The sequence below is a fragment of the Streptomyces sp. NPDC034084 genome, from assembly GCF_055575535.1.
Window position 1 is genome coordinate 1 of sequence record NZ_JBVISK010000013.1, and the last position, 25,950, is coordinate 25,950.

The window sequence follows — 25,950 nt, forward strand, 5'->3', positions numbered from 1 at the left end:
AGCGTTAGGGAAACGCCCGGTTACATTCCGAACCCGGAAGCTAAGCCTTTCAGCGCCGATGGTACTGCAGGGGGGACCCTGTGGGAGAGTAGGACGCCGCCGAACAATTCTTCAGGACCCCTGGTCCCAGCGTTCACGCTGGGACCAGGGGTCCTTTTGTTTTTCGCTTGACTTTTCCGATGCGCGGCCGAGTGCCGGCTGCGCGAGAATGACTGCAGTACCCGAAGACAGGAGTCACACCGATGCCCACCAACTCTCCCGACGACCGTCCGGAGCGCGAGCCGCGTCGCGGGGACGGTGCCGGTGGCGACCGGGGCGGCTTCCGCGGGCCGCGCCGTGATGACAACCGTGGCGGGGGAGGCTTCCGTCGCGACGACAACCGCGGCGGCGGCTTCCGCCGTGACGACAACCGTGGTGGCGACAACCGGGGCGGCGGCTTCCGCCGCGATGACCGGGGCGGCGACAACCGCGGTGGGGACAACCGCGGCGGTGGCTTCCGTCGTGATGACCGCCGCGATGACAACCGCGGCGGGGACAACCGCGGCGGTGGGTTCCGTCGTGACGACCGGGGCGGCGACAACCGCGGTGGGGACAACCGCGGCGGTGGCTTCCGTCGTGATGACAACCGTGGCGGGGACAACCGCGGGGGCGGCTTCCGCCGCGACGACCGTGGTGGGGACAACCGCAGCGGTGGCTTCCGTCGTGACGACCGTGGTGGCGAGCGTCCGCCGTTCCGCCGGGACGACCGGCCCTCTTTCGGCCAGCGTGACGACCGTCGTGACGACAATCGCGGGGGTGGCTTCCGTCGCGATGACCGTCCCTCCTACGGGCAGCGCGACGGCCGGCGTGATGACAACCGCGGTGGCGACAACCGTGGCGGTGGCTTCCGTCGTGACGACCGCCGTGACGACAACCGTGGCGGGGACAACCGCGGGGGCGGTTTCCGTCGCGATGACCGTGGTGGCGAGCGCCCGGCGTTCCGTCGGGACGACCGGCCCTCGTACGGCCAGCGTGACGACCGTCGTGACGACAACCGTGGCGGCGACAACCGTGGCGGTGGCTTCCGCCGTGACGACCGTGGTGGCGAGCGTCCGCCGTTCCGTCGGGACGACCGGCCCTCGTACGGCCAGCGCGACGACAACCGCGGTGGCGGGTTCCGTCGCGACGACCGTGGTGGAGACAACCGTGGCGGCGGTTTCCGTCGCGATGACCGTGGTGGCGAGCGTCCGCCGTTCCGTCGGGACGACCGGCGTGACGAGCGTCCGTCCTCGTTCCGTCGGGACGACCGGCCTTCGTACGGGCAGCGTGACGACCGCCGGGACGACCGGCGCGACGACAACCGCGGTGGCGGCTTCCGCCGTGACGACCGTGGGGGCGAGCGTCCCTCGTCGTTCCGTCGGGACGACAACCGTGGCGGTGGCTTCCGCCGCGATGACCGTGGTGGGGACAGCCGTGGCGGGGACACCCGCGGTGGCGGTTTCCGCCGTGACGACCGTGGCGGCGACCGCGGTGGGTTCCGTGGGCGTGACGACCGCGGCGGTTACGGGCGTCGCGACGACCGTGGCGGCGAGCGGGACCGTGGCGACCGCGCGCCGATCAAGCGTCTGCCGATCCCGCCGGAGGTCACCGGTGAGGAGATCGACCCGGATGTGCGCCAGGAGCTGATGAGCCTGCCCAAGGGGCTCGCCGAGGACGTCTCGCGCAACCTCGTCATGGTCGCCCAGCTGATCGACGAGGACCCCGAGAAGGCGTACGGCTACTCCAGGGTCGCCCTGCGGCTCGCCTCCCGTGTCGCAGCCGTCCGCGAGGCCGCCGGCTTCGCCGCGTACGCGACGCAGAAGTACTCCGAGGCGCTGGCCGAGTTCCGGGCCGCGCGCCGGATGAGCGGCGGGGTCGAGCTGTGGCCCGTCATGGCCGACTGCGAGCGCGGCCTCGGCCGGCCCGAGCGGGCACTGGCGATGGCCGGTGAGCCCGAGGTGCAGAAGCTGGACAAGGCCGGGCAGGTCGAGATGCGGCTCGTCGCCGCCGGCGCCCGCCGGGACCTGGGGCAGCTGGACGCGGCCATCGTGACGCTCCAGAGCCCTGAGCTCGCCTCGAGCGCCGTGCACCCGTGGACCGCGCGTCTGCGGTACGCCTACGCCGACGCGCTGCTGGCCGCCGGCCGTGAGCGCGAGGCGCGCGAGTGGTTCGCCAAGGCCCTGGAGGCCGACAAGGACGGCGCCACGGACGCCTCCGACCGGCTCGCCGAGATGGACGGCGTCGAGTTCGTCGACGCCTTCGACGAGACCGAGGAAGAGTCGGACGAGCCGGGTGTCGTCGATGTCGAGCTCGACGTCGACGAGGACGACGAGGACGACGACGACGACGAGGACGACGACGAGGTCGAGCGGGACGCCGACAAGGGCTGATCCCGTGGAGTAGCGAGAAGGGCGGCACCCTATGGGTGCCGCCCTTCTTTCGTTTCGCTGCTCTCAGTCCAGGGCGAGGCTTCTCAGGACCAGGCCCGTCGCGGGCTTCGGGCCGAAGGAGGTCGACTTGCGGGGCATCGTGACGCCCTGACGGGCGAGGTCGCGGACGACCTCCTCCCGTACCGGGTGCATGAGGACCGCCGTACCGCCGCGGCGTTCCGCCTGCTCGACCGCCGCCTCCGTGTCGTGGATGTAGCTGATGTCCTCGGGTGCGTCCGGGATGTGCCAGACGTGCTCCAGGAGCGTGGAGTGCAGGACCGTCGCGTCCAGGGTCCGCCAGGCCTGGGGGCGGTCCGTACGGATCGTGCGGTCGAGGAGGTCCGTATCCGGGCGGTCGAGGAGGTGGAAGGCGCCGTCGCCGGCCAGGAGGAAGGCGTTGCCCTCGGCCGTGGCCGCCTCCAGGGCCTCCAGGGCCGTCGGCAGGGCCCCCTCGATCCGGCGGATCCGGAACGAGTCGCCGAGGGCCGTGAGGGCGTCGGCGACCGGCAGACGGTTGAGGAGACGGTGAATCGCGCGGACCCGCAGGGGGTAGCGGGCGGTGTCGATGAGGAGGACCAGGCCGTAGTTCCAGGGGCCGGGAGCCGCGTGCTCCTCGCGCAGGCGCAGATACGTCGCCCAGCGGTGGTGGCCGTCGGCGATGAGGGCCTGGTGCCGGGCCAGTTCGCCGGCGATCACGGCGAGTTCGGCGGGGTCCGTGACCGACCAGAGGCGGTGGTGGAAGCCGTCCTCCGTGGTGGTGGCGAGCAGCGGCTCGCGCCGGACGGTGCGCTCGATGACCGCGTCGGCGCCGCCCTCGTCCTCACCGACGTACGTGAGGAGCAGGGGCTCCAGGTTGGCCGCCGTGGTCCGCATCAGGGCGGCGCGGTCCTCCACGACGTGCGGCATGACGTCCTCGTGGGGGAGGACGATGCCCTCGGCCGGGTCGGAGAGTTCCAGGGCTCCGATGACGCCGCGCTGGAGGATGCCGTCGCCGTGCTGCTCGTACACGTAGAGCGCGGGCTCCGGGTCCGGGGCGAGGACGCCGTCCGCGAGCCAGCGGTCGAGGGTGACGGCGGCCTTGCGGTGGCGGGTGCCCGCGGTGATGGCCTGCGGGAGGATCAGCCGGACGATGTTGTGCGGATCCGCGGACTCCAGATGGAGCAGTCCGTCAGGTCGTACGACGACGTCGTACGGAGGAGACGTCACGGCCGCGAGGCTGCCGACCCGTTCGGGGACGTACCGGAGTCCCCGGAACGGGGCCAGGCGCAGGCCCGTGGCGTCGTCGCGGACGTCGTCGGCCGCGTGACCTGATGTGTTCATCCCGTCATCGTATGTGGGCGGCGGGCATGAGCGATGATCGGGGGAGCGGGCGGATTCACGAGTCGAGGAGTGTGCGGTGACGGTGCGGAACGGCCAGGGACAGCGGGACGGCGGCAGGAAGTACCCGGGAGGCAGCGAGGTCGCGCTGAGCGAGGCGTACGACACGGCGCTCCTGGACCTGGACGGTGTCGTGTACGCGGGCGGGGAGGCGGTGCCGCACGCGGTCGAGTCGCTCGGGGCGGCCCGGGACGGCGGGATGCACCTCGCCTACGTCACCAACAACGCGCTGCGGACGCCGGCCGAGGTGGCGGAGCATCTGACGGAGCTGGGCGTGCCCGCGGAGGCCGGGGACGTGGTCACCTCGGCGCAGGCGGTGGCCCGGCTGATCGCGGACGAGGTGCCGGCGGGCTCCAGGGTCCTCGTCATCGGCGGCGAGGGGCTGCGGGTGGCGCTGCGCGAGCGGGGCCTCGTGCCGGTGGAGTCGGCGGACGACGACCCGGCGGCGGTCGTGCAGGGGTACGGAGGGCCGGGGATGCCGTGGGCGCGGTTCGCGGAGGCCGCGTACGCGGTGGCGGCGGGGGTGCCGTGGTACGCCTCGAACACGGATCTGACGATTCCGGGGGCGCGGGGGATCGGACCGGGGAACGGGGCGGCGGTGGAGGTCGTACGGATCGCCACCGGCGGCCGGGTGGAGCCGAAGGTCGCGGGGAAGCCGCTGCCGCCGATGCACCGCGAGACGGTGCTGCGGACGGGGGCCGAGCGGCCGTTGGTGGTGGGGGACCGGCTCGACACCGACATCGAGGGCGCGTTCAACGGCGGGGTCGACTCACTGCTCGTACTGACCGGGGTGACGGACGTGGCGCGGTTGCTCGCGGCCGCGCCCGAGCACCGGCCCACGTATGTGGCGGCCGATCTAAGGGGGCTGCTCACGGGGCAGCCGGAGGTCGTCGCGGACGGGGACGGGGGCTTCGTGTGCGGGGCGTGGCGGGCTTCCGTGAGCGGCGGTGAGCTCGTCCTCGACGGCACGCCGGGAGAGGGGACGGACGTGATGGACGGGGTACGGGCGCTGTGCGGGGCGGCCTGGACGGAGGCGGACCGGCCGGGCGGCGGTGTGCCCGACGCGGCGAAGGCGCTGGAGCTGCTCGGGCTGTGAGGGGGCGCCGCCCGGGGCCGGGATTGAGGTTGGGTAGGCTAACCTAACTCCGCGTGGGTCGTGGTCGTCACCGCCGGGTATGACCACGGACGAGACAGCGGGAGTGCGGGTATGGACGGTCGGCAGCAGCAGCGCCTGAGCGCGGAATCGGTGACTCTGGCGTACGAGCAGCGGGTCATCGCCCGCGAGCTGTCCGTCGCGATTCCCGACAACTCGTTCACCGTCATCGTCGGGCCCAACGCCTGCGGCAAGTCCACCCTGCTCCGCGCCCTCGCGCGGATGCTGAAGCCCAGCGAGGGGCGGGTGCTGCTCGACGGGCAGTCGATCCAGACCATGCCCGCCAAGAAGGTCGCCAAGACCCTCGGACTGCTGCCCCAGACCTCCGTGGCCCCGGACGGCATCACCGTCGCCGACCTCGTCGCCCGCGGCCGCCATCCCCACCAGGGACTGCTGCGCCAGTGGTCCCCCGAGGACGAGCGCGTCACCCGCGAGTCCATGGCGGCGACGGGCGTCGCCGAGCTGGCCGACCGGTATGTGGACGAGCTCTCCGGCGGTCAGCGCCAGCGCGTCTGGATCGCCATGGCGCTCGCCCAGCAGACGCCGCTGCTGCTGCTCGACGAGCCGACCACGTACCTCGACATCCAGCACCAGATCGACGTCCTCGACCTGTGCGCCGAGCTGCACGAGACGCAGGGGCGGACGCTCGTCGCCGTCCTCCACGACCTCAACCACGCGGCCCGGTACGCCACCCACCTCATCGCCGTCCGCGACGGCGAGGTGGTCGCCGAGGGCCCGCCGTCGGAGGTGGTGACCGCCGAGCTGGTCGAGCGGGTCTTCGGGCTGCGCTGCCAGGTCATCGCCGACCCCGAGACGGGGACCCCGCTGGTGGTGCCGGCCGGACGGAAGGCCCGTGGCCGGGCGACCGTGGTGGCCCGGGCCGAAGAGCCGGCGCCGCAGGAGCCCGCGCTGCGGAAGTGACCGCGTCGGCCCCCGTACCGCTACAGGAGCGACCGCAGGCGCAGGAGGTCGCGGAAGCCGGCCTCCAGTCTGACCCGGCCCGCGGCCCACGCCTTCGCGAAGTTCAGCTCGCCGTCCACCATCGCCACCAGGTCGTCGCCGGTCATCGCGAGCCGGATCTGCGCCTTGTCCCGTGGCGGGCCCGCCACCGTGGAGTCGACCCGGATCCTGCCGTCCGTGAGGCGGCCCGCGAACGTCGTGTCGAGGTCGGTGAGGTGGCAGCTCAGACTGCGGTCGAACGCGGCCGCACCGCGCACGCCCTCGTCCGCCCGCGCGAGATTGTCCGAAAGTCTGTCCAGTGCGTCGCGGCACTCCGTGATCGTCGCCATCGCCGTCGACGGTACCCCAGGCCTTCGAGGTAGCGTCGGGGGATGAGCGCCGCCACCCCCGAAGCCCCTCACGAGCAGGCCCCGGTCGAGACGGACGAGCCCGCCGGCCCCGCGCCGCTCGGTGTCGTCCCGCAGCTCACCGGCCATGCCGCCGTGGACGTCCACCTCGCGCGTCTCGCGGAGGTGGACCACCTCCCGGCGGACGGACACCTGGCGGTGTACGAGGATGTACACCGGGGACTGCGCGCCGAGCTGACCTCGCTCGACACGCACCCCGCCCCCCGTCCGCACGACAACAGGAGCTGAACCGAACGTGGCAGGAGTGGCACGCCGCCGTCTCGACGCCGAGCTGGTCCGGCGCAAGCTCGCGCGCTCGCGCGAGCACGCCAGCCAGCTGATCGCCGCGGGCCGGGTGACCGTCGGCAAGACCGTCGCCACCAAGCCCGCCACCCAGGTCGAGACCGCCGCGGCCATCGTCGTCGTCCAGGACGACTCCGACCCCGACTACGTCTCGCGCGGCGGCCACAAGCTCGCCGGAGCCTTCGCCGCCTTCGTCCCCCGGGGGCTGAAGGTCGAAGGCCGGCGGGCCCTGGACGCCGGAGCCTCCACCGGCGGCTTCACGGACGTCCTGCTGCGCGCGGGCGCCGCCCATGTCGTCGCCGTCGACGTCGGCTACGGACAGCTCGCCTGGTCACTGCAGAGCGACGAGCGCGTCACCGTGAAGGACCGCACGAACGTGCGCGAGCTGACGCTCGACGCGATCGACGGCGTCCCGGTCGACCTCGTCGTCGGCGATCTCTCCTTCATCCCGCTCGGCCTCGTCCTGCCGGCCCTCGCGGCCTGCACGGCACCCGGCGCCGACCTCGTCCTCATGGTCAAGCCGCAGTTCGAGGTGGGCAAGGAGCGGCTCGGCACGGGCGGGGTCGTGCGGTCCACCGAACTGCGCGCGGACGCCGTGAAGAACGTGGCCCGGCAGGCCGGCGAGCTCGGCCTCGGCGTCCTCGGCGTCACCGCCAGCCCCCTGCCCGGGCCCTCCGGGAACGTCGAGTACTTTCTGTGGCTGCGGGCAGGCGCGCCCGCGCTCGATCCGGCGGACGTCGACCGCGCCGTGGCGGAGGGACCTCGTTGAGCTCAACGGCAGCAGCACCATCGGGAACAACACGCACCGTCTTCCTGCTCGCGCACACCGGCCGGCCGGCCGCCGTGCGCAGCGCCGAACTGGTCGTCCTGGGGCTGCTGCGCAGCGGCATCGGCGTCCGCGTCCTGGAGGCGGAGGCAGCGGACCTGCCGCTGCCGCCGTCCGTCGAGAAGGTGCCGGAGGCATGCTCCGACGCGCTCGACGGCTGTGAACTCCTCGTCGTTCTCGGCGGCGACGGCACCCTGCTGCGCGGCGCCGAGTTCTCCCGCGCGTCCGGCGTGCCCATGCTCGGCGTCAACCTGGGACGCGTCGGCTTCCTCGCGGAGGCCGAGCGCGACGACCTCGACAAGGTCGTCGACCGGGTCGTCACCAAGGCGTACGAGGTCGAGGAGCGGATGACCCTCGACGTCGTCGTGTACGAGAACGGCGACGTCCTGCACCGCGACTGGGCGCTCAACGAGGCCGCCGTACAGAAGGTCTCGCCCGAACGCATGCTGGAGGTCGTGCTCGCGATCGACGGGCGTCCGGTGACCGGCTTCGGCTGCGACGGGGTGATCTGCGCGACACCCACCGGCTCCACCGCGTACGCGTTCTCGGCGGGCGGGCCCGTGGTCTGGCCCGAGGTCGAGGCGCTGCTCATGGTCCCGATCGGGGCCCACGCCCTCTTCGCCAAGCCGCTCATCACCACCCCAGAGTCGGTGCTGGCCGTCGAGGTCGAGCCGCACACCCCGCACGGCGTGCTGTGGTGCGACGGGCGGCGGACCGTGGAACTCCCGGCGGGGGCACGCGTGGAGGTACGGCGGGGCGCCGTGCCGGTCCGGCTCGCCCGGCTGCACCACGCCTCCTTCACGGACCGGCTCGTCGCCAAGTTCGCCCTGCCGGTCTCGGGATGGCGGGGCGCCCCGCACTGAGCGCGCCCGCCCGGACCGTAACGAGTGGTCCTCCCGGGGGTTACGCCCGGGGGCGATGTCGCATCGGACCCGGGAAACCTCGTATGGTCTGGGGCGTGCTGGAGGAGATGCGGATACGGTCGCTCGGGGTCATCGACGACGCGGTGGTCGAGCTGTCGCCCGGCTTCACCGCGGTGACCGGTGAGACCGGCGCGGGCAAGACCATGGTCGTGACCAGCCTGGGGCTGCTGCTCGGCGGACGTGCCGACGCGGCCCTGGTGCGGATCGGCGCGGCGTCGGCCGTCGTCGAGGGGCGGATCAGCGTGCCCGCCGGCACGCCCGTGGCCGTACGCGCCGAGGAGGCCGGGGCCGAGCTCGACGACGGCGTGCTCCTCGTCAGCCGTACCGTCTCCGCCGAGGGACGCTCCCGCGCCCACCTCGGCGGGCGCTCCGTGCCCGTCGGGCTCCTCGCCGAACTCGCCGACGAGCTCGTCGCCGTCCACGGCCAGACCGACCAGCAGGGCCTGCTCAAGCCGGCCCGGCAGCGCGGCGCCCTCGACCGGTACGCCGGTGAGGCCGTCTCGGTGCCGCTCGCCGCCTACGGCGAGGCGTACCGGCGGCTGCGCGCCGTCACCACCGAACTGGACGAGATCACCACCCGGGCCAGGGAACGCGCCCAGGAGGCCGATCTGCTGCGCTTCGGGCTCGGCGAGATCGAGGCCGTCGCCCCGCTGCCCGGCGAGGACGTCGAGCTCGCCGCCGAGGCCGAGCGGCTCGGGCACGCCGAGGCCCTCGCCTCCGCCGCCGCGCTCGCGCACGGCGCGCTCGCGGGCAACCCCGAGGACCCCGAGTCCGTCGACGCGACCACCCTGGTCGCGGGCGCGGGCCGGGCCCTGGAAGCCGTGCGGTCGCACGATCCGGCGCTCGCCGGGCTGGCCGACCGGATGGGCGAGATCTCCATCCTGCTCTCGGACGTGGCGCAGGAGCTGGCCGGATACGCCGACGACCTGGACGCCGACCCGCTGCGGCTCGCGGCCGTCGAGGAGCGGCGGGCGGCCCTCACCCAGCTGACGAGGAAGTACGGCGAGGACATCGCCGGTGTCCTCGCCTGGGCGGAGGAGAGCGCGGGCCGGCTCGGCGAGCTCGACGGTGACGACGACCGGATCGAGGAACTCACCGCCGAGCGGGACCGGCTGCGCGACGAGCTCTCGGTGCTCGCGCAGCGGCTCACCGACGCGCGCACGGAGACGGCCGCCCGGTTCGCCGACGCCGTCACCGCCGAGCTCGCCTCGCTGGCCATGCCGCACGCGCGCGTGTCCTTCGCCATCGCCCAGACCGAGGACCCCGAGGGCGTCGAGGTCGGCGGCCGGCGCGTCGCCTACGGCCCGTCCGGGGCCGACGAGGTCGAGCTGCTGCTCGCCCCGCACCCCGGCGCCCCGCCCCGGCCCATCGCCAAGGGCGCGTCCGGCGGTGAGCTGTCCCGGGTGATGCTCGCGGTGGAGGTCGTCTTCGCCGGGGTCGACCCGGTGCCGACCTATCTCTTCGACGAGGTCGACGCGGGCGTGGGCGGCAAGGCGGCCGTCGAGATCGGCCGTCGGCTCGCCAAACTCGCCAAGTCCGCGCAGGTCGTGGTCGTCACCCATCTCCCGCAGGTCGCGGCCTTCGCCGACCGGCAGCTGCTCGTCGAGAAGACCAACGACGGCTCGGTGACCCGCTCCGGCGTCACCGTCCTGGAGGGCGAGGAGCGGGTCAGGGAGCTGTCCCGGATGCTCGCGGGCCAGGAGGACTCCGAGACGGCCAGGGCCCACGCCGAGGAGCTGCTGGCGACGGCTCGCGCCGACGCGTGACCCGCGCGCCGGGGCGGACCGTACGAGTGGGCGGGGGACCCGGCGCGAGGCCCGGGGGCGGGGAGCGCGTCTCCCGCTCGTGCGCTCACCCGCGTGAGTGAACCCGTGGAGTGCGTCCCGGCGCCGTACGCCTTCCGCTCAGGGGAACGACGCCATTTCGGTGCCGGAACGTGCGTACGGTCGGGGGCACGGGCTGGCATCCTTGGGCGCGTGACACAGCTCCGTACGGTCCAGGTGCTGGGCGGCGGCGGCGCGGGCAGCAGCGCGCACGTCCGATCACTTGCCTCGGGGCTGGTGGCGAGGGGCGTGCGGGTGACCGTGTGCGCCCCGGCCGAACTCGACCGCACCTACGACTACCTGGGCGCGGGCGCGCGCTTCGTGCCCCTGCCGCGGCTCGGCGACCCCGCGACCGTCACCGCGCTCCGCAACGCCTGCATCGGCGCGGACGTGGTCCACGCGCACGGCCTCCAGGCCTCCGTGCGGGCCGCGCTCGCGCTCGCGCTGACCGGGTCCGGCAGGACGCCCCTGGTGACCACCTGGCACGGCCGCGACCACGTGGACGGGGCCCGGGGCGGGGTGCTGCGCCTCCTGGAGCGGAGGACCGCGCGAGCGGCGACCGTCGTCCTCGGCACCTCGTCCGAACTCGTCGACCGGGCCCGGCGGCGCGGGGCCAGGGACGCCCGCCTCGCTCCCGTCACCGTGCCCCCCGCGCGCGGCCCCGTCTGCCTCCACGACGGCAAGGCCCGCGCCGAACTCGGCGCAGTCGACCGGCCCCTGCTCATGGCCGTCGGCGCGCTCGAACGCGGCCGGGGGTACCGGACGCTGCTCGACGCGGCCCGGGAGTGGCGGGAGCTCGACCCGCAGCCGCTGCTCGTCGTCGCCGGCGAGGGGCGGGAACGGGCCTTCCTGCAACGGCGGATCGCCGACGAACGGCTCCCCGTGCGGCTCATCGGGCGCCGGGACGACGTCGCCGAACTGCTCGCGGCCGCCGACGTCGCCGTACTGCCGTCGCGGTGGGAGGCCCGCTCCCTGCTCGCGCAGGAGGCGCTCCGGCTCGGGGTGCCGCTCGTCGCGACGGCGGTCGGCGGCGTCCCGGAACTCGTCGGAGACGCGGCGGAGCTGGTGCCGTACGGCGACGCGGGGGCCCTCGCGGGGGCGGTGCGGGGCTTGTTGGAGGACGTGGAACGGCGGATGGACCTGGCGGCGGCGGGACGGGTGCAGGCGCGGTCGTGGCCCACGGAGGACGAGACCGTGGCGCATGTGCTGTCGGTGTACGACGAGCTGGTGGGGCGCTGACCCCGTCGGGGCCCGCGCCCCGACGGGGGGTCACGCCGTGTGGCGGCGGGCCCTGAGGGCCAGGGAGAGGGCCAGGACCGTCTGCGGGTCGTCCAGGTCCGTGCCCAGGAGTTCCGAGATGCGGGCCAGGCGGTTGTAGAGGGTCTGGCGGTTGAGGTGGAGCTCGCGCGCCGTCTCCGCCTTGCGTCCCGCGTGCGCCAGGTACGTCTCCAGGGTGGGCAGGAGCGGCGGGCGGGAGGCGCCGTCGTGGTCCCGCAGAGGGCCGATCGCCCGGTCCACGAAGGCCGCCAGGTCCGGGTGGTCGCGCAGGCGCCACAGCAGCAGGTCGATGTCGAGGCGGCGGGCGTCGTACCAGGGCAGGTCCGAGAGGCCCTGCGCCGCCGTCGCCGTCTCCGCCGCGTGCCGCAGGCCCGCCGAGGCCGCCGCCCAGCCGCCCGCGACGCCGACCACCACGACCGGGGGGTGCGCCCCGGCCCGTTCGAGGCCGGCCCGCTCCACGCCCGCGCGCAGCGCCGCCGCGACCCGGTCCGCGACCGCCGTCCGCTCCGACTCCGAGCGCAGGCCGAGGAGCAGCGGGACCCGGCCCTCGACCGGGCGGACGCCGAGGAGGGCCGGGACGCCCACCGAGGACAGTTCCTCCAGGACCGCTCGGGCGAGCAGCGCCCAGTTGCCCGAGGGGGAGAGCTCCGGGGCCAGGCGCATCACCACCGGGAGGAGCGGGCCGTCCCCCGGCTTGAAGCCCAGGACCCGCGCCTGCGCCGGGGCGTCCTCCGCCGAGATCCGGCCCTCCGCCAGGTCCGTCAGGAAGTCGCCGCGGCCGCGCGCGGCCAGCTCCTCCTCCTGGCGGGCCTGCATGAGGACGACCGCGAGGAGCCCCGCCGCCCGTTCGGCCGCCATCCGGTGGACGGGGGACAGGGCGCCCGAGACGGCGAGGAGGACGAGACGGGCCCGTACCGAACCCGTACCGGGGCCGCCGCCGGGCACGTCGACGAGGACCGTGCCGGAGGGCGGGCCGGACTCCCGGGCCGCCCGCTGGCCGCGCAGCCCGTCCCACACCTGGAGCGGGTCGGCCGGCGCGGACTCGGTGCCCGCGGCGTACAGCAGCTGTCCGTCGGCGGTCTCCAGGAAGACCGGGTTGGCGGCGAAGTCGGAGAGGATGCGGAGCACCTGCGGGACCCCGCCGCCGCCGAGCAGCGCCTCCGTGCACTGCCGGTGGACCTCCTCGGCCTGCCGCTGGAGGGCGTAGTGGCCGTTGACGATCTCGGTGTGGATCTCCTCCGTGACGGCGACGAAGGGGACTTCGCGGTGGAGCTGGACGAGGGGGAGGCCGGCGGCCCTGGCCGTCTCCACTATCGTCGCGGGGAGGCGGGCGAAGCGCGGGCCCAGTTCGACGACGAGCGCGGCGATGCCCCGGTCGGCGAGGCGGCGGACGAAGGCCCGCTGCTCGGCCGGGCGGGTGCCCAGGCCGAGGCCCGTCGTGAGGAGCAGTTCGCCGCCCTTGAGCAGCGACGCGATGTTCGGCACCTCGCCCGCGTGCACCCAGCGCACCGTGCGGTTCAGCCGGTCGGCGCCCGCCACGACCTCCGGGAGCCCGCCGCGCAGTCCGGGGAGTTCCAGCGCCCGCTGCACGGTGATCCCGCCCTGATTGTCCATGGGGCCGGACGCTACCCGCGTCCGTGTCGCGGGGACATCACCCCACGGTCACAGGAGCGGACAGTTCGTACACCAGGGCGACAACTCGTCGCCCCGTGGCGGGATTTGCGCGACCGCATGTCGATTGTGGCCTACGTCACTCGCGAGGATCCTCTCGGCCCATGGCAGAGAACCCCACCCCAGAGGTCCACCGGCTCAAGGCGAACTCGGTCGGACTCGTCGGCGTCGTCTTCATGGCCGTCGCCACCGCCGCCCCGATCACCGCGATGACCGGAAACCTCCCCATCGCCGTCGGCTTCGGCAACGGCACCGGCGCGCCCGCCGGATATCTCTTCGCGACGCTCGTCCTGACCGTCTTCTCGGTCGGCTACGTCGCCATGGCCAAGCGGATCACGGCCGCGGGCGCCTTCTACGGCTACATCTCGCACGGCCTGGGCCGGATCGCCGGCATGGCCTCCGGCATGCTCGCCGTCCTCGCGTACATCGTCTTCGAGGCCTCGATCGTCGGCGTCTTCGCCTACTTCGCGAAGACGACCGTCGCCGATCAGCTCGGCGTCGACCTGCCGTGGGTCCTGTACGCGGCGGTCATGCTGGCCGTCACCGCCGTCCTGTCGTACTTCGACATCAACCTCACCGCCAAGGCGTTGGGGGTGATGCTGGTCGCGGAGATCGCCGTCCTCTTCGCGGTCGCCACCGCCGTCCTGATCGCCGGCGGCGGGCCCGACGGCATCCCGGTCGAGCCGGTCAACCCCAAGAACGCCTTCACCGGCACCTCCGCCGGCCTCGGTCTCTTCTTCGCCTTCTGGTCGTGGGTCGGCTTCGAGTCGACCGCGATGTACGGCGAGGAGTCCCGCGACCCCAAGCGGGTCATCCCGCGCGCCACCCTGATATCCGTCATCGGCGTCGGCCTCTTCTACATCTACGTGTCGTGGATGACCATCGCCGGAAACGGCCTCGCCGGCTCCGTGAAGCTGTCCGCCTCCTCCTCGCCCCTCGACCTGTTCTTCGCGCCGACCGAGACCTTCATCGGCGCCTGGGCCGTCGACGCCTTCCAGTGGCTGCTGCTCACCGGCTCCTTCGCCTGCGGCATGGCCTTCCACCAGTGCGCCTCGCGCTATCTCTACGCCATCGGCCGGGAGGGCTTCCTCCACCCCGCCCTCGGCCGGACCCACGCCCGGCACGGCTCGCCGTACATCGCCTCGTACGTGCAGAGCGCGATCGCCGTCACCCTCGTCGCCGCCTTCTGGCTCACCGGCCAGGACCCCTACATCCACCTCTACACGCTGCTCGCGATCCTCGGCACGATGGCGATCCTCATCGTGCAGACCCTCTGCTCCTTCGCCGTCATCGGCTACTTCCGCACGAACCACCCCGAGGACCGGCACTGGTTCAGGACGCTCACGGCCCCGCTCCTCGGCGGGATCGGCATGATCGCCGTCGTCGTGCTGCTGGTCATGAACATGGAGACCGCAGCCGGTCTCGCCGCCGACTCCCTCTTCTTCAAGGCGATCCCCTGGATCGTCGGCGCCGTCTTCTTCGGCGGTCTCGGCCTCGGTTTCTACCTCAAGGCCAAGCGGCCCGAGCGCTACGAGATCATCGGCCGGATCGTCCTGGAGGACGCCGCCGAGCGCCCCGCCGAGCAACCCCCCGTCCCCGTCTCCGCACCCCAGAGCTGATTCCCCCTCACCCTCCAGGATCCAGGAGCGCCCCATGGCACGCACCAACCCGATGCACCTCCTGAAGAACCTCGCCGCCGAGCACGCCGCCGCCCGGCGGCTGAACCTCCCCGTCGACGAGTTGCGCGGCATGAGAACCGACGCCCTCGGGCGCCGGTCCCTGCTCAAGTACGCCGCCGCCGCGGGCGTCGCCGCAGGCGTCGGCGCGGCCGTCCCCGCCGCGGCCGCCACCCCCACCCCGCCGGTCAGGAGCACCGCCCGGATCGCCGTCGTCGGCGCCGGGATCTCCGGACTCACCGCCGCCCTCACCCTCCAGGACGCCGGTCTGAGCCCGGTGCTCTACGAGGCGAACCCGTCAAGGGTCGGCGGCCGCATGTGGACCCAGCGGGCCCACTGGGCGTACGGCCAGACCTCCGAGATCGGCGGCGAGCTGATCGACACCAGCCACAAGAAGATCCTTGAGCTCTGCCGCCGCTTCGGCCTCGCCACCGAGGACTTCCTCGGCGGCGGCCCCAACGGGGCCGAGGAGGTCCTCTGGTTCGGCGGCGCCTACTACCCCCGGGCCCAGGCCGACGAGGACTTCAACGCCGTCTACCAGGCCCTCCACCGCGACCTGCTGGACGCGGGCGAGGTGAAGTGGAACCAGGCCACCCCCACCGGCACCGCCCTCGACACCATGTCGCTGTACGAGTGGATCGAGACCCGGGTCCCCGGCGGGCACTCCTCCCCGCTCGGGAAGTTCATCGACGTCGCCTACAACGTCGAGTACGGCGCCGACACCACCGAACAGTCCTCGCTCGCCCTCGTCCTGCTCATGGGCTACCAGACCAATCCGGGCAACTTCAACGTCTGGGGCCTCTCCAACGAGCGCTACCACGTCGTCGGCGGCAACGACCGGCTCCCCCACGCCGTCGCCGGGGCGCTCGCCCCCGGCACCCTGCGCATGGGCTGGTCGCTGACGGCCGTACGGGCCAACGCCGACGGGACCCAGACGCTCACCTTCACCGAGGCGGGCGCCACCCGGACCGTCACCGCCGACCACACGATCCTCTGCGTCCCGCTGCCGATCCTCCAGCAACTCGACCTCTCCCAGGCCGCGTTCGACCCGCTCATGCGCAACCTCCTGCGGGACGCCCGCATGGGCTACTGCACCAAGCTCAACATGCAGTTCGGCACCCGGCCCTGGCGCGGCACCGGCGCCTGGCCCGGGGTCTCCGCCGGCGACTGCTTCACCGACACCGAGGTCCAGCAGACCTGGGACACCACCAAGGTCCAGGGCGGGACCGGCGGCATCCTCCTCCAGTACGGCGGCGGCAGCCTGGCCCGGAACCTGAACCCGGCCGGCCCGTTCTCCACCGAGTCCGACCCGTACGTACGGAACCTGGTCACCCGCTACCTGGCCGGCATCGACGCCTTCTTCCCCGGCACCTCCCGGGCGTACACCGGCCGCGCCCAGCTCTCCGCCTGGCACAAGAACCCGTACTCCCTCGGCGCGTACTCCTGCTGGCCCGTCGGTTACCTCCACCGGTACGCCGGATACGAGGGCACCGCCCAGGGCAACGTCCACATCGGCGGCGAGCACTGTTCGTACGACTTCCAGGGCTTCATGGAAGGCGGCGCGACCGAGGGCGAGCGCGCCGCCAAGGAGGTGATCGACGCGCTGCGCTGAGCCGGCTCAGCCGGCCGGGGCGATGTTCTGGTTGAACCGGAACACGTTGTCGGGGTCGTACTCGGCCTTCACGGCGGCGAGCCGGCGGTAGTTCTCCTCACCGAACGAGGAGACGATCCGCTGCTCGCCCTCGGCGCCGACGAAGTTCAGGTACGTCGCGTCGAGCGCCCACGGCCGGACATCGGCCCGCACGTCGTGCACCCACTGCTTGGCCTGCTCGTCGTACGCGGGGTCCTCCCAGGTCGCGAACGGGTGCACCGCCCAGGGCGCGGTGCGCCAGGGCTGCGGGTACGTGGAGGGCCCCGCGGCCACGGCCCCGCCCATCAGGAACAGCACGTGCTGGGTGGCCGTGCCCGGCGGGATCCGCGCTCCGCGGTCGCAGAAGACGTCCACCGCAGCGTCGGGGAACTCCCGCAGATACTCGGCCGACCAGTAGTTCCGCAGCCCCGGCGGGTCGTCGAGCATCGACTGCAGGTCCACGTACGGGATGTCCGTGACGATCTCGACCACGGGCTTCAGGGCGAACAGCGGCGCGGCGAACTCGCGCAGCTCGGCCACCGGGCCGGTGTACGTGAACAGCGCCCCGCAGACGAGCCTGCCGACCAGATCCTCGGGGATGAACGGCTCCGGGGGCGCCGGCATGTAGATGGCCCCTCCGCCGAACTCGTCGGGCGCGCCGGAGCCGAGGCCGCGGAAGGTGCGCACCACCTCGGGCGCGTCGTCGGGCAGGAACAGCAGCATGGCCATGCTCATCCGCGGCAGCGGGTGCAGCCGCATCGTCAGTGAGGTCGCCACCCCGAAGTTGCCGCCGCCGCCGTGCAGCGCCCAGAACAGCTCCGGGTTCTCCTCGGCGTCGGTGTGGACGTGCTTGCCCTCTGCGGTGATCAGGTCGGCGGCGAGCAGATTGTCGCTGGCCAGGCCGAACTTCCGCTCCAGCCAGCCCGAACCGCCGCCCAGCGTGAAACCGCCGATGCCGGTGGTGGACACCCGCCCGCCCGTGGTCGCCACGTCGAACGGCCGGCACGCGTGGTCCAGGTGGGCCATGGTCGCCCCGCCCTCGACCCGTACCGTCATGTCCTCCGGGTCCACGACGACGCCGTGCATCCGGCGCAGGTCGACGATCAGCGCGCCGTCGATCATGGAGGTCCCGGCGACGCTGTGTCCGCCGCCGCGGACCGCGATCGGCAGGTCCGCCCGGCGGCCGAACAGGATCGCGTTGGACACGTCGGCCTGGGTGGCGCACTGGGCGATCACCGACGGGCGCCGGTCGATCATGCCGTTGTGCAGGGCCCGGGCCTCGTCGTAGGCCGCGCCACCGGGTGTGATCACCTCACCGGCCAGATCCTCCACCAGGCCGGACAGGGCGCTCTCGGAGATGTGGGGAGCCATGGGAGCCCCCCTTTCGTACGGGGGGACGGGACCCTCTCATCGTAGGACCGGGCGCCGTCCCCCGCGCGGGCCGGCTCAGCCGCCGTACGCCCCGCTCGCGGTCAGCCGCAGCGCCGTGTCGATCAGCGGGACGTGGCTGAAGGCCTGCGGGAAGTTGCCCACCTGCCGCTGGAGCCGCGGGTCCCACTCCTCGGCGAGCAGCCCGAGGTCGTTGCGGAGGCCGAGCAGCTTCTCGAAGAGCGTGCGCGCCTCGTCGACGCGGCCGATCATCGCCAGGTCGTCCGCGAGCCAGAAGGAACAGGCGAGGAACGCGCCCTCGTCGCCCTCCAGGCCGTCGACTCCGGCCTCCTCGCCGGCCGTCGGGTAGCGCAGCACGAAGCCGTCCTCCGTGGACAGCTCGCGCTGGATCGCCTCGATCGTGCCGATGACCCGCTTGTCGTCCGGCGGGAGGAAACCCATCTGCGGGATCAGCAGCAGCGAGGCGTCCAGCTCCCGGGAGCCGTACGACTGGGTGAAGGTGTTCCGCTCCGGGTCGTAGCCCTTCTCGCAGACGTCCCGGTGGATCCTGTCGCGCAGCTCGCGCCACTGCTCCAGCGGCCCGTCGGCGTCCCCGGACTCGATCAGCTTGATCGTCCGGTCGACCGCCACCCAGGCCATCACCTTGGAGTGCACGAAGTGGCGGCGCGGACCGCGGACCTCCCAGATGCCCTCGTCGGGCTGGTCCCAGTGCTTCTCCAGGTAGTTGATCAGCTTGATCTGGAGCAGCGAGGCGTAGTCGTTGCGGGACAGACCCGTCATGTGCGCGAGGTGGAGGGCCTCCGTGACCTCGCCGTAGACGTCCAGCTGGAGCTGGTTCGCGGCGCCGTTGCCGACCCGGACCGGGCCGGAGTTCTCGTACCCCGGCAGCCAGTCGAGCTCCGCCTCGCCGAGCTCCCGCTCGCCCGCGATGCCGTACATGATCTGCAGGTTCTCCGGGTCGCCCGCGACGGCCCGCAGCAGCCAGTCCCGCCAGGCGCGGGCCTCCTCGCGGTAGCCGGTGCGGAGCATCGAGGAGAGGGTGATCGCCGCGTCCCGGAGCCAGGTGTAGCGGTAGTCCCAGTTGCGGACGCCGCCGATCTCCTCCGGCAGCGAGGTCGTCGGCGCGGCGACGATCCCGCCGGTCGGCGCGTACGTCAGCGCCTTCAGGGTGATCAGTGAGCGGATCACGGCCTCCCGGTAGGGGCCGTGGTACGTGCAGTGCTCCACCCACTCGCGCCAGAAGTCGGCGGTCGCCTCCAGGGCGCCCGCCGGGTCCGGCAGCGCGGGCGGCTCCTTGTGGGAGGGCTGCCAGGAGAGCGTGAAGGTGATCCGCTCCCCGGGCGTGACGGTGAAGTCCGAGTACGTCGTGAGGTCCTTGCCGTGGGTCTCCGCGTCGGTGTCCAGCCACACCGAGTCGGGTCCGGCGACCGCGACCGTGCGGTCCCCGACCTTGTGCACCCAGGGCACGATCCGGCCGTAGCTGAACCGCATCCGCAGCGAGGAACGCATCCGCACCCGGCCCGAGACGCCCTCGACGATCCGGATCAGCTGCGGCGCGCCGTCACGCGGCGGCATGAAGTCGGTCACCCGCACGGTGCCGCGCGGGGTGTCCCACTCGGACTCCAGGATCAGCGAGTCGCCCCGGTAGCGGCGCCGGTCGGCGTGGGCGGGCTCGGCGTCCGCCGGGCCGGCCGGGCCCACCCGCCAGAAGCCGTGTTCCTCCGTCCCCAGCAGCCCGGCGAAGATGGCGTGCGAGTCGAAGCGGGGGAGGCACAGCCAGTCCACGCTGCCGTCCCGGCAGACCAGTGCGGCGGTCTGCATGTCCCCGATGAGTGCGTAATCCTCGATGCGCCCGGCCACGTGCTTCACTCCAGTCGAACGGCCACGTCCGCCCCTGAGGGCGCTTGCTGCTGATGTGCGTGATGTCTGTGCGGTGTCAGCCAGACCAGTGTGCGGGACGAGCCGGCCTGCTCGGCGGGCGGTGTCCGTGCAGGATACGTGCCACCCCCGTGACCCAGGTGATCACACGAGCGACGTGCTGCTCCACCCGGGTGAGCTGCCCCTTCCCCCGGCCCCACGGTCGCGTCGCCGTCCGTGAACACCCGACTGCCGCGTGTGGCCGGAAGCGGTCTCCCGCTGTCGCTGATACCCTGGTACCCCGTGGACCGGTGGGAAACGGCGACAGCCGAGGACCCCGAAACCGCAGCGACGGCACCCCCCGATTCTTCCGGAGGGCACGCCGGTACGCACCTCCAGAACGCGACCACGGGAGCCCCCTCTTGGCGATGCCGCCCAACACCACGACGACCAAGCACATCTTCGTCACCGGGGGTGTCGCGTCCTCCCTCGGCAAGGGCCTGACCGCCTCCAGCCTGGGTGCGCTCCTCAAGGCCCGGGGCCTGCGGGTCACGATGCAGAAGCTCGACCCGTACCTGAACGTCGACCCGGGCACGATGAACCCCTTCCAGCACGGTGAGGTGTTCGTCACCAACGACGGCGCCGAGACGGACCTGGACATCGGCCACTACGAGCGGTTCCTCGACGTCGACCTCGACGGCTCGGCCAACGTCACCACCGGCCAGGTCTACTCGCAGGTCATCGCCAAGGAGCGGCGCGGCGAGTACCTCGGCGACACCGTCCAGGTCATCCCGCACATCACCAACGAGATCAAGGGCCGCATCCGCCGCATGGCGACGGACGACGTCGACGTCGTCATCACCGAGGTCGGCGGCACGGTCGGCGACATCGAGTCGCTGCCCTTCCTGGAGACCGTCCGCCAGGTCCGCCACGAGGTCGGCCGCGACAACGTCTTCGTCGTGCACATCTCGCTGCTGCCCTACATCGGCCCCTCGGGCGAGCTGAAGACCAAGCCCACCCAGCACTCCGTCGCCGCCCTGCGCAACATCGGCATCCAGCCCGACGCGATCGTGCTGCGCGCCGACCGCGAGGTCCCGACCGCGATCAAGCGCAAGATCTCGCTGATGTGCGACGTCGACGAGGCCGCCGTCGTCGCCGCCATCGACGCCCCGTCGATCTACGACATCCCCAAGGTGCTGCACACCGAGGGCCTGGACGCCTACGTCGTCCGCAAGCTCGACCTGCCCTTCCGCGACGTGGACTGGACCGTCTGGGAGGACCTCCTGGACCGCGTCCACAACCCCGAGCACGAGGTCACCGTCGCGCTCGTCGGCAAGTACATCGACCTGCCCGACGCCTACCTGTCGGTCACCGAGGCCATGCGCGCCGGCGGCTTCGCCAACAAGGCGCGGGTCAAGGTCAAGTGGGTCACCTCCGACGACTGCAAGACCCCGGCGGGCGCCGCGAAGCAGCTCGGCGACGTCGACGGCATCCTCATTCCCGGCGGCTTCGGCGACCGCGGTGTCTCCGGCAAGGTCGGCGCGATCCAGTACGCCCGCGAGAACAAGGTGCCGCTGCTCGGCATCTGCCTCGGCCTGCAGTGCATCGTGATCGAGGCCGCCCGGAACCTGGCCGACATCCCCGAGGCCAACTCCACCGAGTTCGACCCCGCCACCGCGCACCCCGTCGTCTCCACGATGGAGGAGCAGCTGGCGTACGTCGAGGGCGCCGGAGACCTGGGCGGAACGATGCGCCTGGGCCTCTACCCGGCGAAGCTCGCCGAGGGCTCGGTCGTGCGCGAGGTCTACGGCGACGAGCCGTACGTCGAGGAGCGCCACCGCCACCGCTACGAGGTGAACAACGCCTACCGCGCGGAGCTGGAGAAGAAGGCCGGTCTGGTCTTCTCCGGCACCTCCCCGGACAACAAGCTCGTCGAGTACGTCGAGTACCCGAAGGCGATCCACCCCTACCTGGTCGCCACCCAGGCGCACCCGGAGCTGAAGTCCCGCCCCACCCGCCCCCACCCGCTCTTCGCGGGCCTGGTGAAGGCGGCCGTGGAGCGCAAGACGGGCAAGTGACCCGCTGGGGTTAACGTTGCCGGGGTACGGGTCCCTCACGGGACGCGTGCCCCGGTTCTCGTATGTGGGAGGCTTACTGATGCAGGTGCAGGACACCCCGGAGGAGTGGCGGGTCGTCGCCACCACCACCCCCTTCACGGGCGCCAAGACGAGTGTCCGCACGGACGACGTGGTCATGCCGGACGGCTCGGTCCACCGCCGTGACTACCAGGTCCACCCCGGCTCCGTCGCCGTCCTCGCCCTGGACGAGCGGGACCGCGTGGTCGTCCTCCGGCAGTACCGGCACCCCGTACGGCAGAGGCTCTGGGAGATCCCGGCAGGGCTCCTCGACGTGCCCGGTGAGAACCCGCTGCACGCCGCCCAGCGCGAGCTGTACGAGGAGGCGCACGTCAAGGCGGCGGACTGGCGGGTCCTGGCCGACGTCTACACGACGCCCGGCGGCTGCGACGAGGCCGTACGGATCTTCCTGGCGCGGGACCTCGCGGACGCGGACGGCGAGCGCTTCGCGGTCTCCGAGGAGGAGGCCGACATGGAGCTGGAGCGGGTGCCGCTTCCCGAGCTGGTGCGGGGGGTGCTGGCGGGGGAGCTGCACAACAACTGCCTGGCGGTGGGGGTGCTGTCGCTGGCGGCGGCGCGGGCGGCCGAGGGCGGTCTGGACTCCCTCCGCCCGGCCACGTCCCCTTGGCCGGCCCGACCTTTCGAGGCGTAGCCCCCGGGCCTGCCGGTGTGGGGCGGCGCCCACGCCGTGTGGGCACGTTGCCGCAGCGGGGTGGGGCGGGTGGTGTGACGATCTGCTGATCCGATCGGGGGACCTGTCCGCCCTGCTCCGCCAGGTCCCCCCCGCCCCCTGAACTACGCTCGGAAACGCCCGTGTGGAGCCCCCCGCGGGATCGGCTCGTGCGCAGGTGGACGGGAGCGTGGCCCGTGACGGATCAGGCGGTGGCGGCGGCCGGCAGCCGGCAGTTCTTCGGCCGGCAGCGGGAGTTGAAGGCCCTGCGCGCCGACATCGAGCGGACCGGCCTCGACACCCTGACCGGCCGCAAGGCCCCCCGCGCCCGCGTCCTGCTGATCGCCGGGAAGCCCGGCTCCGGGCGGACCGCCCTCGCGGAGGAGCTGGCCGCCGGGCTCGCCGACCGCTACCCCGACGGCGTCTTCCGGGCCCGGCTCTCCGAGCCCGGCGGCGACCCCGTCCCCACGGCCAGGGTCGCCCAGGAACTCCTCGCCGCCCTCGGGGTCGCCGAACCCCCCGGGGCCGGGGAGGACGAGCTGACGGAGCTGGTCCGGGGCGCCCTCGCGGACCGCCGCGCCGTCCTGATCCTCGACGACGCCGTCGACGCCGAGCAGGCCGACCCGCTGATCCCCGACAACCCCGACACCCTGGTGGTGGGGGTGGCCCGCGGGCCGCTCACCGGCATCCCCGACGTACGGCCCTGCACGCTCGGCGGGCTCGACCCCAAGTCGGCCATCGAACTGCTGACCTCCTTCACCGGCTCCGTCCGCGTCACCGTCGACCCGCAGGCCGCCGAGGCCCTCGTCGAGGAGTGCGGGGGACTGCCCGGCGCCGTCGTGCTCGCCGGCGGCTGGCTCTCCACCCAGCCCAAGTTCTCCGTCGCCGACCTCGCCAAGCGGCTGCGCGGGCTGAGCGGCGACCCGCTCACCCGGGCCTTCCTGCTCGCGCACGAGGCCCTGCCCGCCACCGCCGCCCGGATACTGCGATTCCTCGCCCTCGCCCCGCTGGGCCGGGCCGACGCCCACACCGCCTCCGCCCTGGCAGGCTGCTCGGTCTCGGCGGCCGCGACGACCCTCGCCGACTTCGCCGCCCTGGGGCTGGTCTCGGGCGGCGAGGACGGGCAGTACGAGGTGCGCGCCCATCTCGTCCCCCTCCTCCGCGCCCAGCTGGAGGAGCGCGACCGGCCCGCCGAGGTGCAGCTCGCCCGGGCCCGGATGCTGGAGCGGACCGTACGGCTCCTCCAGTCCTGCCGTGCGGTCACCGAACCCGAGGGCTCGCCGGCCCGCCGGAAGCTGGCAGGCCTCCCGCGCGCCCTGCGTTTCCCGAGCGCGGCAGCGGGAGCCGCCTGGCTGGACTCCCGGCAGGCCGTGCTCCTCGCCTCCGCCCGCCTGGCCGTCGCCGACGGCGAGCTCGACACCCTCGCGCGCCGCCTCGTCGCCTCCCTGGTCCGGGCGCTCGCCGCGCACCGGGGCGCGGAGGCCGCCGCCCCCGAGCTGTACGGCCTGCACCGGCTGGTCCTGGACGTGGCGGAGCGGCGCGGGCTGCACCGCGAGCGGGCCGCCGCCCTGCTCAACCTGGCCGACCTCGATGCCAGGACGGGCAGGACGAACGACGCTCTGCTGCGATATCGGTCGGCTTTGGACGCCGGACGCGCAGCAAATGACCCGTACGCGACCTGTCGCGCAATGGAATCCGTAGGTGGGTCCTATCAGGAGCTGGGGGACTGGCAGCGGGCCGGCGACTGGTACGGGCGGGCACTCGCCCAGCGCCTCGCCCGTGACGAGCGCGCCGACCAGGCCCGGCTGTACGCCCGCCTCGGAGCCGTACAGACCTATGCGGGCCGGTACGGGGAGGCGCTGCGGAGCTGGCGCGCCGCCGCGGCCGGCTACCGGAGGCTCTCCGATCTCCCGGGCTACGCGCGGGCGTTGAGCGAGGTCGCCCGCGTCCAGGAATACGCCGGGCGGCCCGAGGAGTCCCTGCGGACCTGCGAGGAAGCGGTGGAGTGGGCCCGCCGGGCCCAGGACACCCGGCTCCAGGCCGCCCTCCAGCTGCGGCTCGCCGACACCCTCGACCGGCTCGGCGACCCCGCGGCCGCGGGGCTGCACCGCTCGGCGGCCGAGAGACTACTGGAAACGGAACCGACAGCCTACGAAATCCGCAGTGGCTCCGTCGAAGATTAGTACTTTGAAAGGCTAGACAGCGGGAACTCCTTCATTAGACTGGGTTGGGCCGCGTTCGAACGTGGTCTGCCCCGGTGCGCCGCAGTGCATCCGGGTATATATCGCAGTGCCCCCGATATCCCCTGATTCAAGGACCGTGATCGACGATGAAGGTCGGCATCCCCCGCGAGGTCAAGAACAACGAGTTCCGCGTGGCCATCACCCCCGCCGGTGTCCACGAGCTCGTCCGCCACGGCCACCAGGTCTTCATCGAGCAGAACGCCGGTGTCGGCTCCTCGATCACGGACGCGGAGTACGTCTCCGCCGGTGCCGAGATCCTCGCCACCGCCGACGAGGTCTGGGCCACGGCCGACCTGCTGCTCAAGGTCAAGGAGCCCATCGCGGAGGAGTACCACCGCCTCCGCAAGGACCAGACCCTCTTCACCTACCTGCACCTCGCCGCCTCGAAGGAGTGCACGGACGCGCTCCTGGAGTCCGGCACCACCGCCATCGCGTACGAGACGGTCGAGACCGCGAACCGCGCGCTCCCGCTGCTCGCCCCGATGTCCGAGGTCGCGGGCCGCCTGGCCCCGCAGGTCGGCGCGTACCACCTGATGCGCTCGGTCGGCGGCCGTGGCGTCCTCCCCGGCGGCGTCCCCGGCACCCACGCCGGCGAGGCCGTCGTCATCGGCGGCGGCGTCTCCGGCTGGAACGCCACCCAGATCGCCGTCGGCATGGGCTTCCACGTGACCCTGCTCGACCGTGACATCAACAAGCTCCGCGAGGCCGACAAGATCTTCGGCACCAAGGTGAAGACGATCGTCTCCAACGCCTACGAGCTGGAGAAGGCCGTCGTCGAGGCCGACCTCGTCATCGGCGCCGTCCTCATCCCGGGTGCCAAGGCCCCGAAGCTGGTCACCAACGAGCTCGTCGCCAAGATGAAGCCCGGAAGTGTCCTTGTCGACATTGCGATCGACCAGGGCGGCTGCTTCGAGGACTCCCACCCGACCACCCACGCCGAGCCGACCTTCCAGGTCCACAACTCGGTCTTCTACTGCGTCGCCAACATGCCCGGCGCGGTCCCGAACACCTCCACCTACGCCCTCACCAACGCCACGCTGCCCTACATCGTGTCGCTGGCGAACAACGGCTGGGTCGAGGCGCTGCGCCGTGACTCCGCCCTCGCCCTGGGCCTCAACACCCATGACGGCAAGGTGGTTTACAAGGAGGTCGCCGAGGCGCACGGCCTCGAGCACGTCGAGCTGGCCACCCTCCTGGCCTGAT

19 protein-coding genes, 1 rRNA gene and 1 pseudogene are annotated in these 25,950 nt (G+C 72.9%); 16 read left to right on the forward strand and 5 right to left on the reverse strand.

The annotated features are described in order from the left end of the window. The 3 genes and pseudogenes from rrf to ACZ51I_RS30975 form a co-directional block, all read left to right on the forward strand. Positions 1 to 105, forward strand: a 5S ribosomal RNA gene (gene rrf, locus ACZ51I_RS30965); the annotation flags it as partial. A gap of 335 nt (positions 106 to 440) precedes the next feature. Further along, positions 441 to 1,271 (forward strand): annotated as a pseudogene (locus tag ACZ51I_RS30970) (tetratricopeptide repeat protein); the annotation flags it as partial. A gap of 333 nt (positions 1,272 to 1,604) precedes the next feature. Continuing rightward, positions 1,605 to 2,408: a tetratricopeptide repeat protein gene (locus ACZ51I_RS30975; RefSeq protein ID WP_468882599.1), complete on the forward strand. Its 804-nt coding sequence runs from the start codon at positions 1,605 to 1,607 to the stop codon at positions 2,406 to 2,408. Positions 2,409 to 2,471: 63 nt separating this feature from the next. Here the strand turns inward: ACZ51I_RS30975 and ACZ51I_RS30980 are convergent, their stop codons facing one another. Then, the gene (locus ACZ51I_RS30980; RefSeq protein WP_468882526.1) at positions 2,472 to 3,767 is read right to left on the reverse strand and encodes a DUF1015 domain-containing protein; all 1,296 of its coding nucleotides are present in this window, start codon (positions 3,765 to 3,767) and stop codon (positions 2,472 to 2,474) included. Between the two features lie 76 nt (positions 3,768 to 3,843). On the opposite strand from ACZ51I_RS30980, the gene ACZ51I_RS30985 reads away from it, so the two are divergent. Continuing rightward, the gene (locus ACZ51I_RS30985) at positions 3,844 to 4,920 is read left to right on the forward strand and encodes an HAD hydrolase-like protein (protein ID WP_468882529.1); all 1,077 of its coding nucleotides are present in this window, start codon (positions 3,844 to 3,846) and stop codon (positions 4,918 to 4,920) included. 111 nt (positions 4,921 to 5,031) lie between these two features. Continuing rightward, positions 5,032 to 5,898, forward strand: coding sequence for an ABC transporter ATP-binding protein (locus ACZ51I_RS30990; protein WP_468882532.1), 867 nt, complete (start codon positions 5,032 to 5,034; stop codon positions 5,896 to 5,898). A gap of 20 nt (positions 5,899 to 5,918) precedes the next feature. Here the strand turns inward: ACZ51I_RS30990 and ACZ51I_RS30995 are convergent, their stop codons facing one another. After that, positions 5,919 to 6,266: an SCP2 sterol-binding domain-containing protein gene (locus ACZ51I_RS30995; protein ID WP_468882535.1), complete on the reverse strand. Its 348-nt coding sequence runs from the start codon at positions 6,264 to 6,266 to the stop codon at positions 5,919 to 5,921. A gap of 42 nt (positions 6,267 to 6,308) precedes the next feature. Here ACZ51I_RS30995 and ACZ51I_RS31000 point away from each other — a divergent pair, with 42 nt between their 5' ends. From ACZ51I_RS31000 to ACZ51I_RS31020, 5 genes are all read left to right on the forward strand, one after another. Next, positions 6,309 to 6,572, forward strand: a complete 264-nt coding sequence (locus tag ACZ51I_RS31000; RefSeq protein ID WP_468882537.1) for a hypothetical protein — start codon at positions 6,309 to 6,311, stop codon at positions 6,570 to 6,572. A 7-nt stretch (positions 6,573 to 6,579) separates the two neighbouring features. Continuing rightward, a complete protein-coding gene (locus tag ACZ51I_RS31005) occupies positions 6,580 to 7,395 on the forward strand; it encodes a TlyA family RNA methyltransferase (protein WP_468882539.1) in 816 nt (271 codons plus the stop codon). Further along, positions 7,392 to 8,315 (forward strand): NAD kinase, encoded by a 924-nt coding sequence (locus tag ACZ51I_RS31010; protein ID WP_468882541.1) that lies wholly within the window; start codon positions 7,392 to 7,394, stop codon positions 8,313 to 8,315. Before ACZ51I_RS31005 ends, ACZ51I_RS31010 begins: the two co-directional genes overlap by 4 nt. Positions 8,316 to 8,398: 83 nt before the next feature. Continuing rightward, complete coding sequence (gene recN / locus ACZ51I_RS31015) at positions 8,399 to 10,141, forward strand: DNA repair protein RecN (RefSeq protein WP_468882544.1); 1,743 nt, start codon at positions 8,399 to 8,401, stop codon at positions 10,139 to 10,141. A gap of 210 nt (positions 10,142 to 10,351) precedes the next feature. Then, complete coding sequence (locus tag ACZ51I_RS31020; protein WP_468882547.1) at positions 10,352 to 11,437, forward strand: glycosyltransferase family 4 protein; 1,086 nt, start codon at positions 10,352 to 10,354, stop codon at positions 11,435 to 11,437. Positions 11,438 to 11,467: 30 nt separating this feature from the next. On the opposite strand, the gene ACZ51I_RS31025 is transcribed toward ACZ51I_RS31020, so the two are convergent. Next, positions 11,468 to 13,090, reverse strand: coding sequence for a PucR family transcriptional regulator (locus tag ACZ51I_RS31025; RefSeq protein WP_468882549.1), 1,623 nt, complete (start codon positions 13,088 to 13,090; stop codon positions 11,468 to 11,470). A 161-nt stretch (positions 13,091 to 13,251) separates the two neighbouring features. On the opposite strand from ACZ51I_RS31025, the gene ACZ51I_RS31030 reads away from it, so the two are divergent. Then, positions 13,252 to 14,766 carry an APC family permease gene (locus ACZ51I_RS31030; RefSeq protein ID WP_468882551.1) on the forward strand — a complete coding sequence of 505 codons (1,515 nt, stop codon included), beginning with the start codon at positions 13,252 to 13,254 and terminating at the stop codon, positions 14,764 to 14,766. 34 nt (positions 14,767 to 14,800) lie between these two features. Continuing rightward, on the forward strand, positions 14,801 to 16,435 hold the full coding sequence (locus ACZ51I_RS31035) for a flavin monoamine oxidase family protein (RefSeq protein WP_468882555.1): 1,635 nt from the start codon (positions 14,801 to 14,803) through the stop codon (positions 16,433 to 16,435). 6 nt (positions 16,436 to 16,441) lie between these two features. Here the strand turns inward: ACZ51I_RS31035 and ACZ51I_RS31040 are convergent, their stop codons facing one another. Both ACZ51I_RS31040 and ACZ51I_RS31045 read right to left on the reverse strand, forming a co-directional pair. After that, a complete protein-coding gene (locus tag ACZ51I_RS31040) occupies positions 16,442 to 17,824 on the reverse strand; it encodes an FAD-binding oxidoreductase (RefSeq protein WP_468882557.1) in 1,383 nt (460 codons plus the stop codon). Positions 17,825 to 17,899: 75 nt separating this feature from the next. Then, positions 17,900 to 19,702, reverse strand: a complete 1,803-nt coding sequence (locus tag ACZ51I_RS31045; protein ID WP_468882560.1) for a glycoside hydrolase family 15 protein — start codon at positions 19,700 to 19,702, stop codon at positions 17,900 to 17,902. A gap of 425 nt (positions 19,703 to 20,127) precedes the next feature. Here ACZ51I_RS31045 and ACZ51I_RS31050 point away from each other — a divergent pair, with 425 nt between their 5' ends. From ACZ51I_RS31050 to ald, 4 genes are all read left to right on the forward strand, one after another. After that, positions 20,128 to 21,777 (forward strand): CTP synthase, encoded by a 1,650-nt coding sequence (locus tag ACZ51I_RS31050; RefSeq protein ID WP_468882562.1) that lies wholly within the window; start codon positions 20,128 to 20,130, stop codon positions 21,775 to 21,777. A gap of 79 nt (positions 21,778 to 21,856) precedes the next feature. Then, entirely contained in the window at positions 21,857 to 22,486 is a 630-nt protein-coding gene (locus ACZ51I_RS31055; RefSeq protein WP_468882565.1) for an NUDIX domain-containing protein, read from the forward strand. Positions 22,487 to 22,701: 215 nt separating this feature from the next. Continuing rightward, positions 22,702 to 24,687: an AAA family ATPase gene (locus ACZ51I_RS31060; RefSeq protein WP_468882568.1), complete on the forward strand. Its 1,986-nt coding sequence runs from the start codon at positions 22,702 to 22,704 to the stop codon at positions 24,685 to 24,687. A gap of 146 nt (positions 24,688 to 24,833) precedes the next feature. Beyond that, positions 24,834 to 25,949: an alanine dehydrogenase gene (gene ald, locus ACZ51I_RS31065; RefSeq protein WP_468882572.1), complete on the forward strand. Its 1,116-nt coding sequence runs from the start codon at positions 24,834 to 24,836 to the stop codon at positions 25,947 to 25,949. Position 25,950: the final 1 nt, after the last annotated feature.

Excerpts from the sequence above, each read along its gene's own strand:
- ACZ51I_RS31050 (WP_468882562.1), top strand. The coding sequence starts at position 20,128 with ATGCCGCCCAACACCACGACGACCAAGCACATCTTCGTCACCGGGGGT.
- ACZ51I_RS30980 (WP_468882526.1), bottom strand. The coding sequence starts at position 3,767 with ATGAACACATCAGGTCACGCGGCCGACGACGTCCGCGACGACGCCACG.
- ACZ51I_RS31035 (WP_468882555.1), top strand. The coding sequence starts at position 14,801 with ATGGCACGCACCAACCCGATGCACCTCCTGAAGAACCTCGCCGCCGAG.
- ACZ51I_RS31030 (WP_468882551.1), top strand. The coding sequence starts at position 13,252 with ATGGCAGAGAACCCCACCCCAGAGGTCCACCGGCTCAAGGCGAACTCG.
- ACZ51I_RS31000 (WP_468882537.1), top strand. The coding sequence starts at position 6,309 with ATGAGCGCCGCCACCCCCGAAGCCCCTCACGAGCAGGCCCCGGTCGAG.
- ACZ51I_RS31055 (WP_468882565.1), top strand. The coding sequence starts at position 21,857 with ATGCAGGTGCAGGACACCCCGGAGGAGTGGCGGGTCGTCGCCACCACC.
- recN (WP_468882544.1), top strand. The coding sequence starts at position 8,399 with ATGGTCTGGGGCGTGCTGGAGGAGATGCGGATACGGTCGCTCGGGGTC.
- ACZ51I_RS31025 (WP_468882549.1), bottom strand. The coding sequence starts at position 13,090 with ATGGACAATCAGGGCGGGATCACCGTGCAGCGGGCGCTGGAACTCCCC.
- ald (WP_468882572.1), top strand. The coding sequence starts at position 24,834 with ATGAAGGTCGGCATCCCCCGCGAGGTCAAGAACAACGAGTTCCGCGTG.
- ACZ51I_RS30990 (WP_468882532.1), top strand. The coding sequence starts at position 5,032 with ATGGACGGTCGGCAGCAGCAGCGCCTGAGCGCGGAATCGGTGACTCTG.
- ACZ51I_RS31040 (WP_468882557.1), bottom strand. The coding sequence starts at position 17,824 with ATGGCTCCCCACATCTCCGAGAGCGCCCTGTCCGGCCTGGTGGAGGAT.
- ACZ51I_RS30995 (WP_468882535.1), bottom strand. The coding sequence starts at position 6,266 with ATGGCGACGATCACGGAGTGCCGCGACGCACTGGACAGACTTTCGGAC.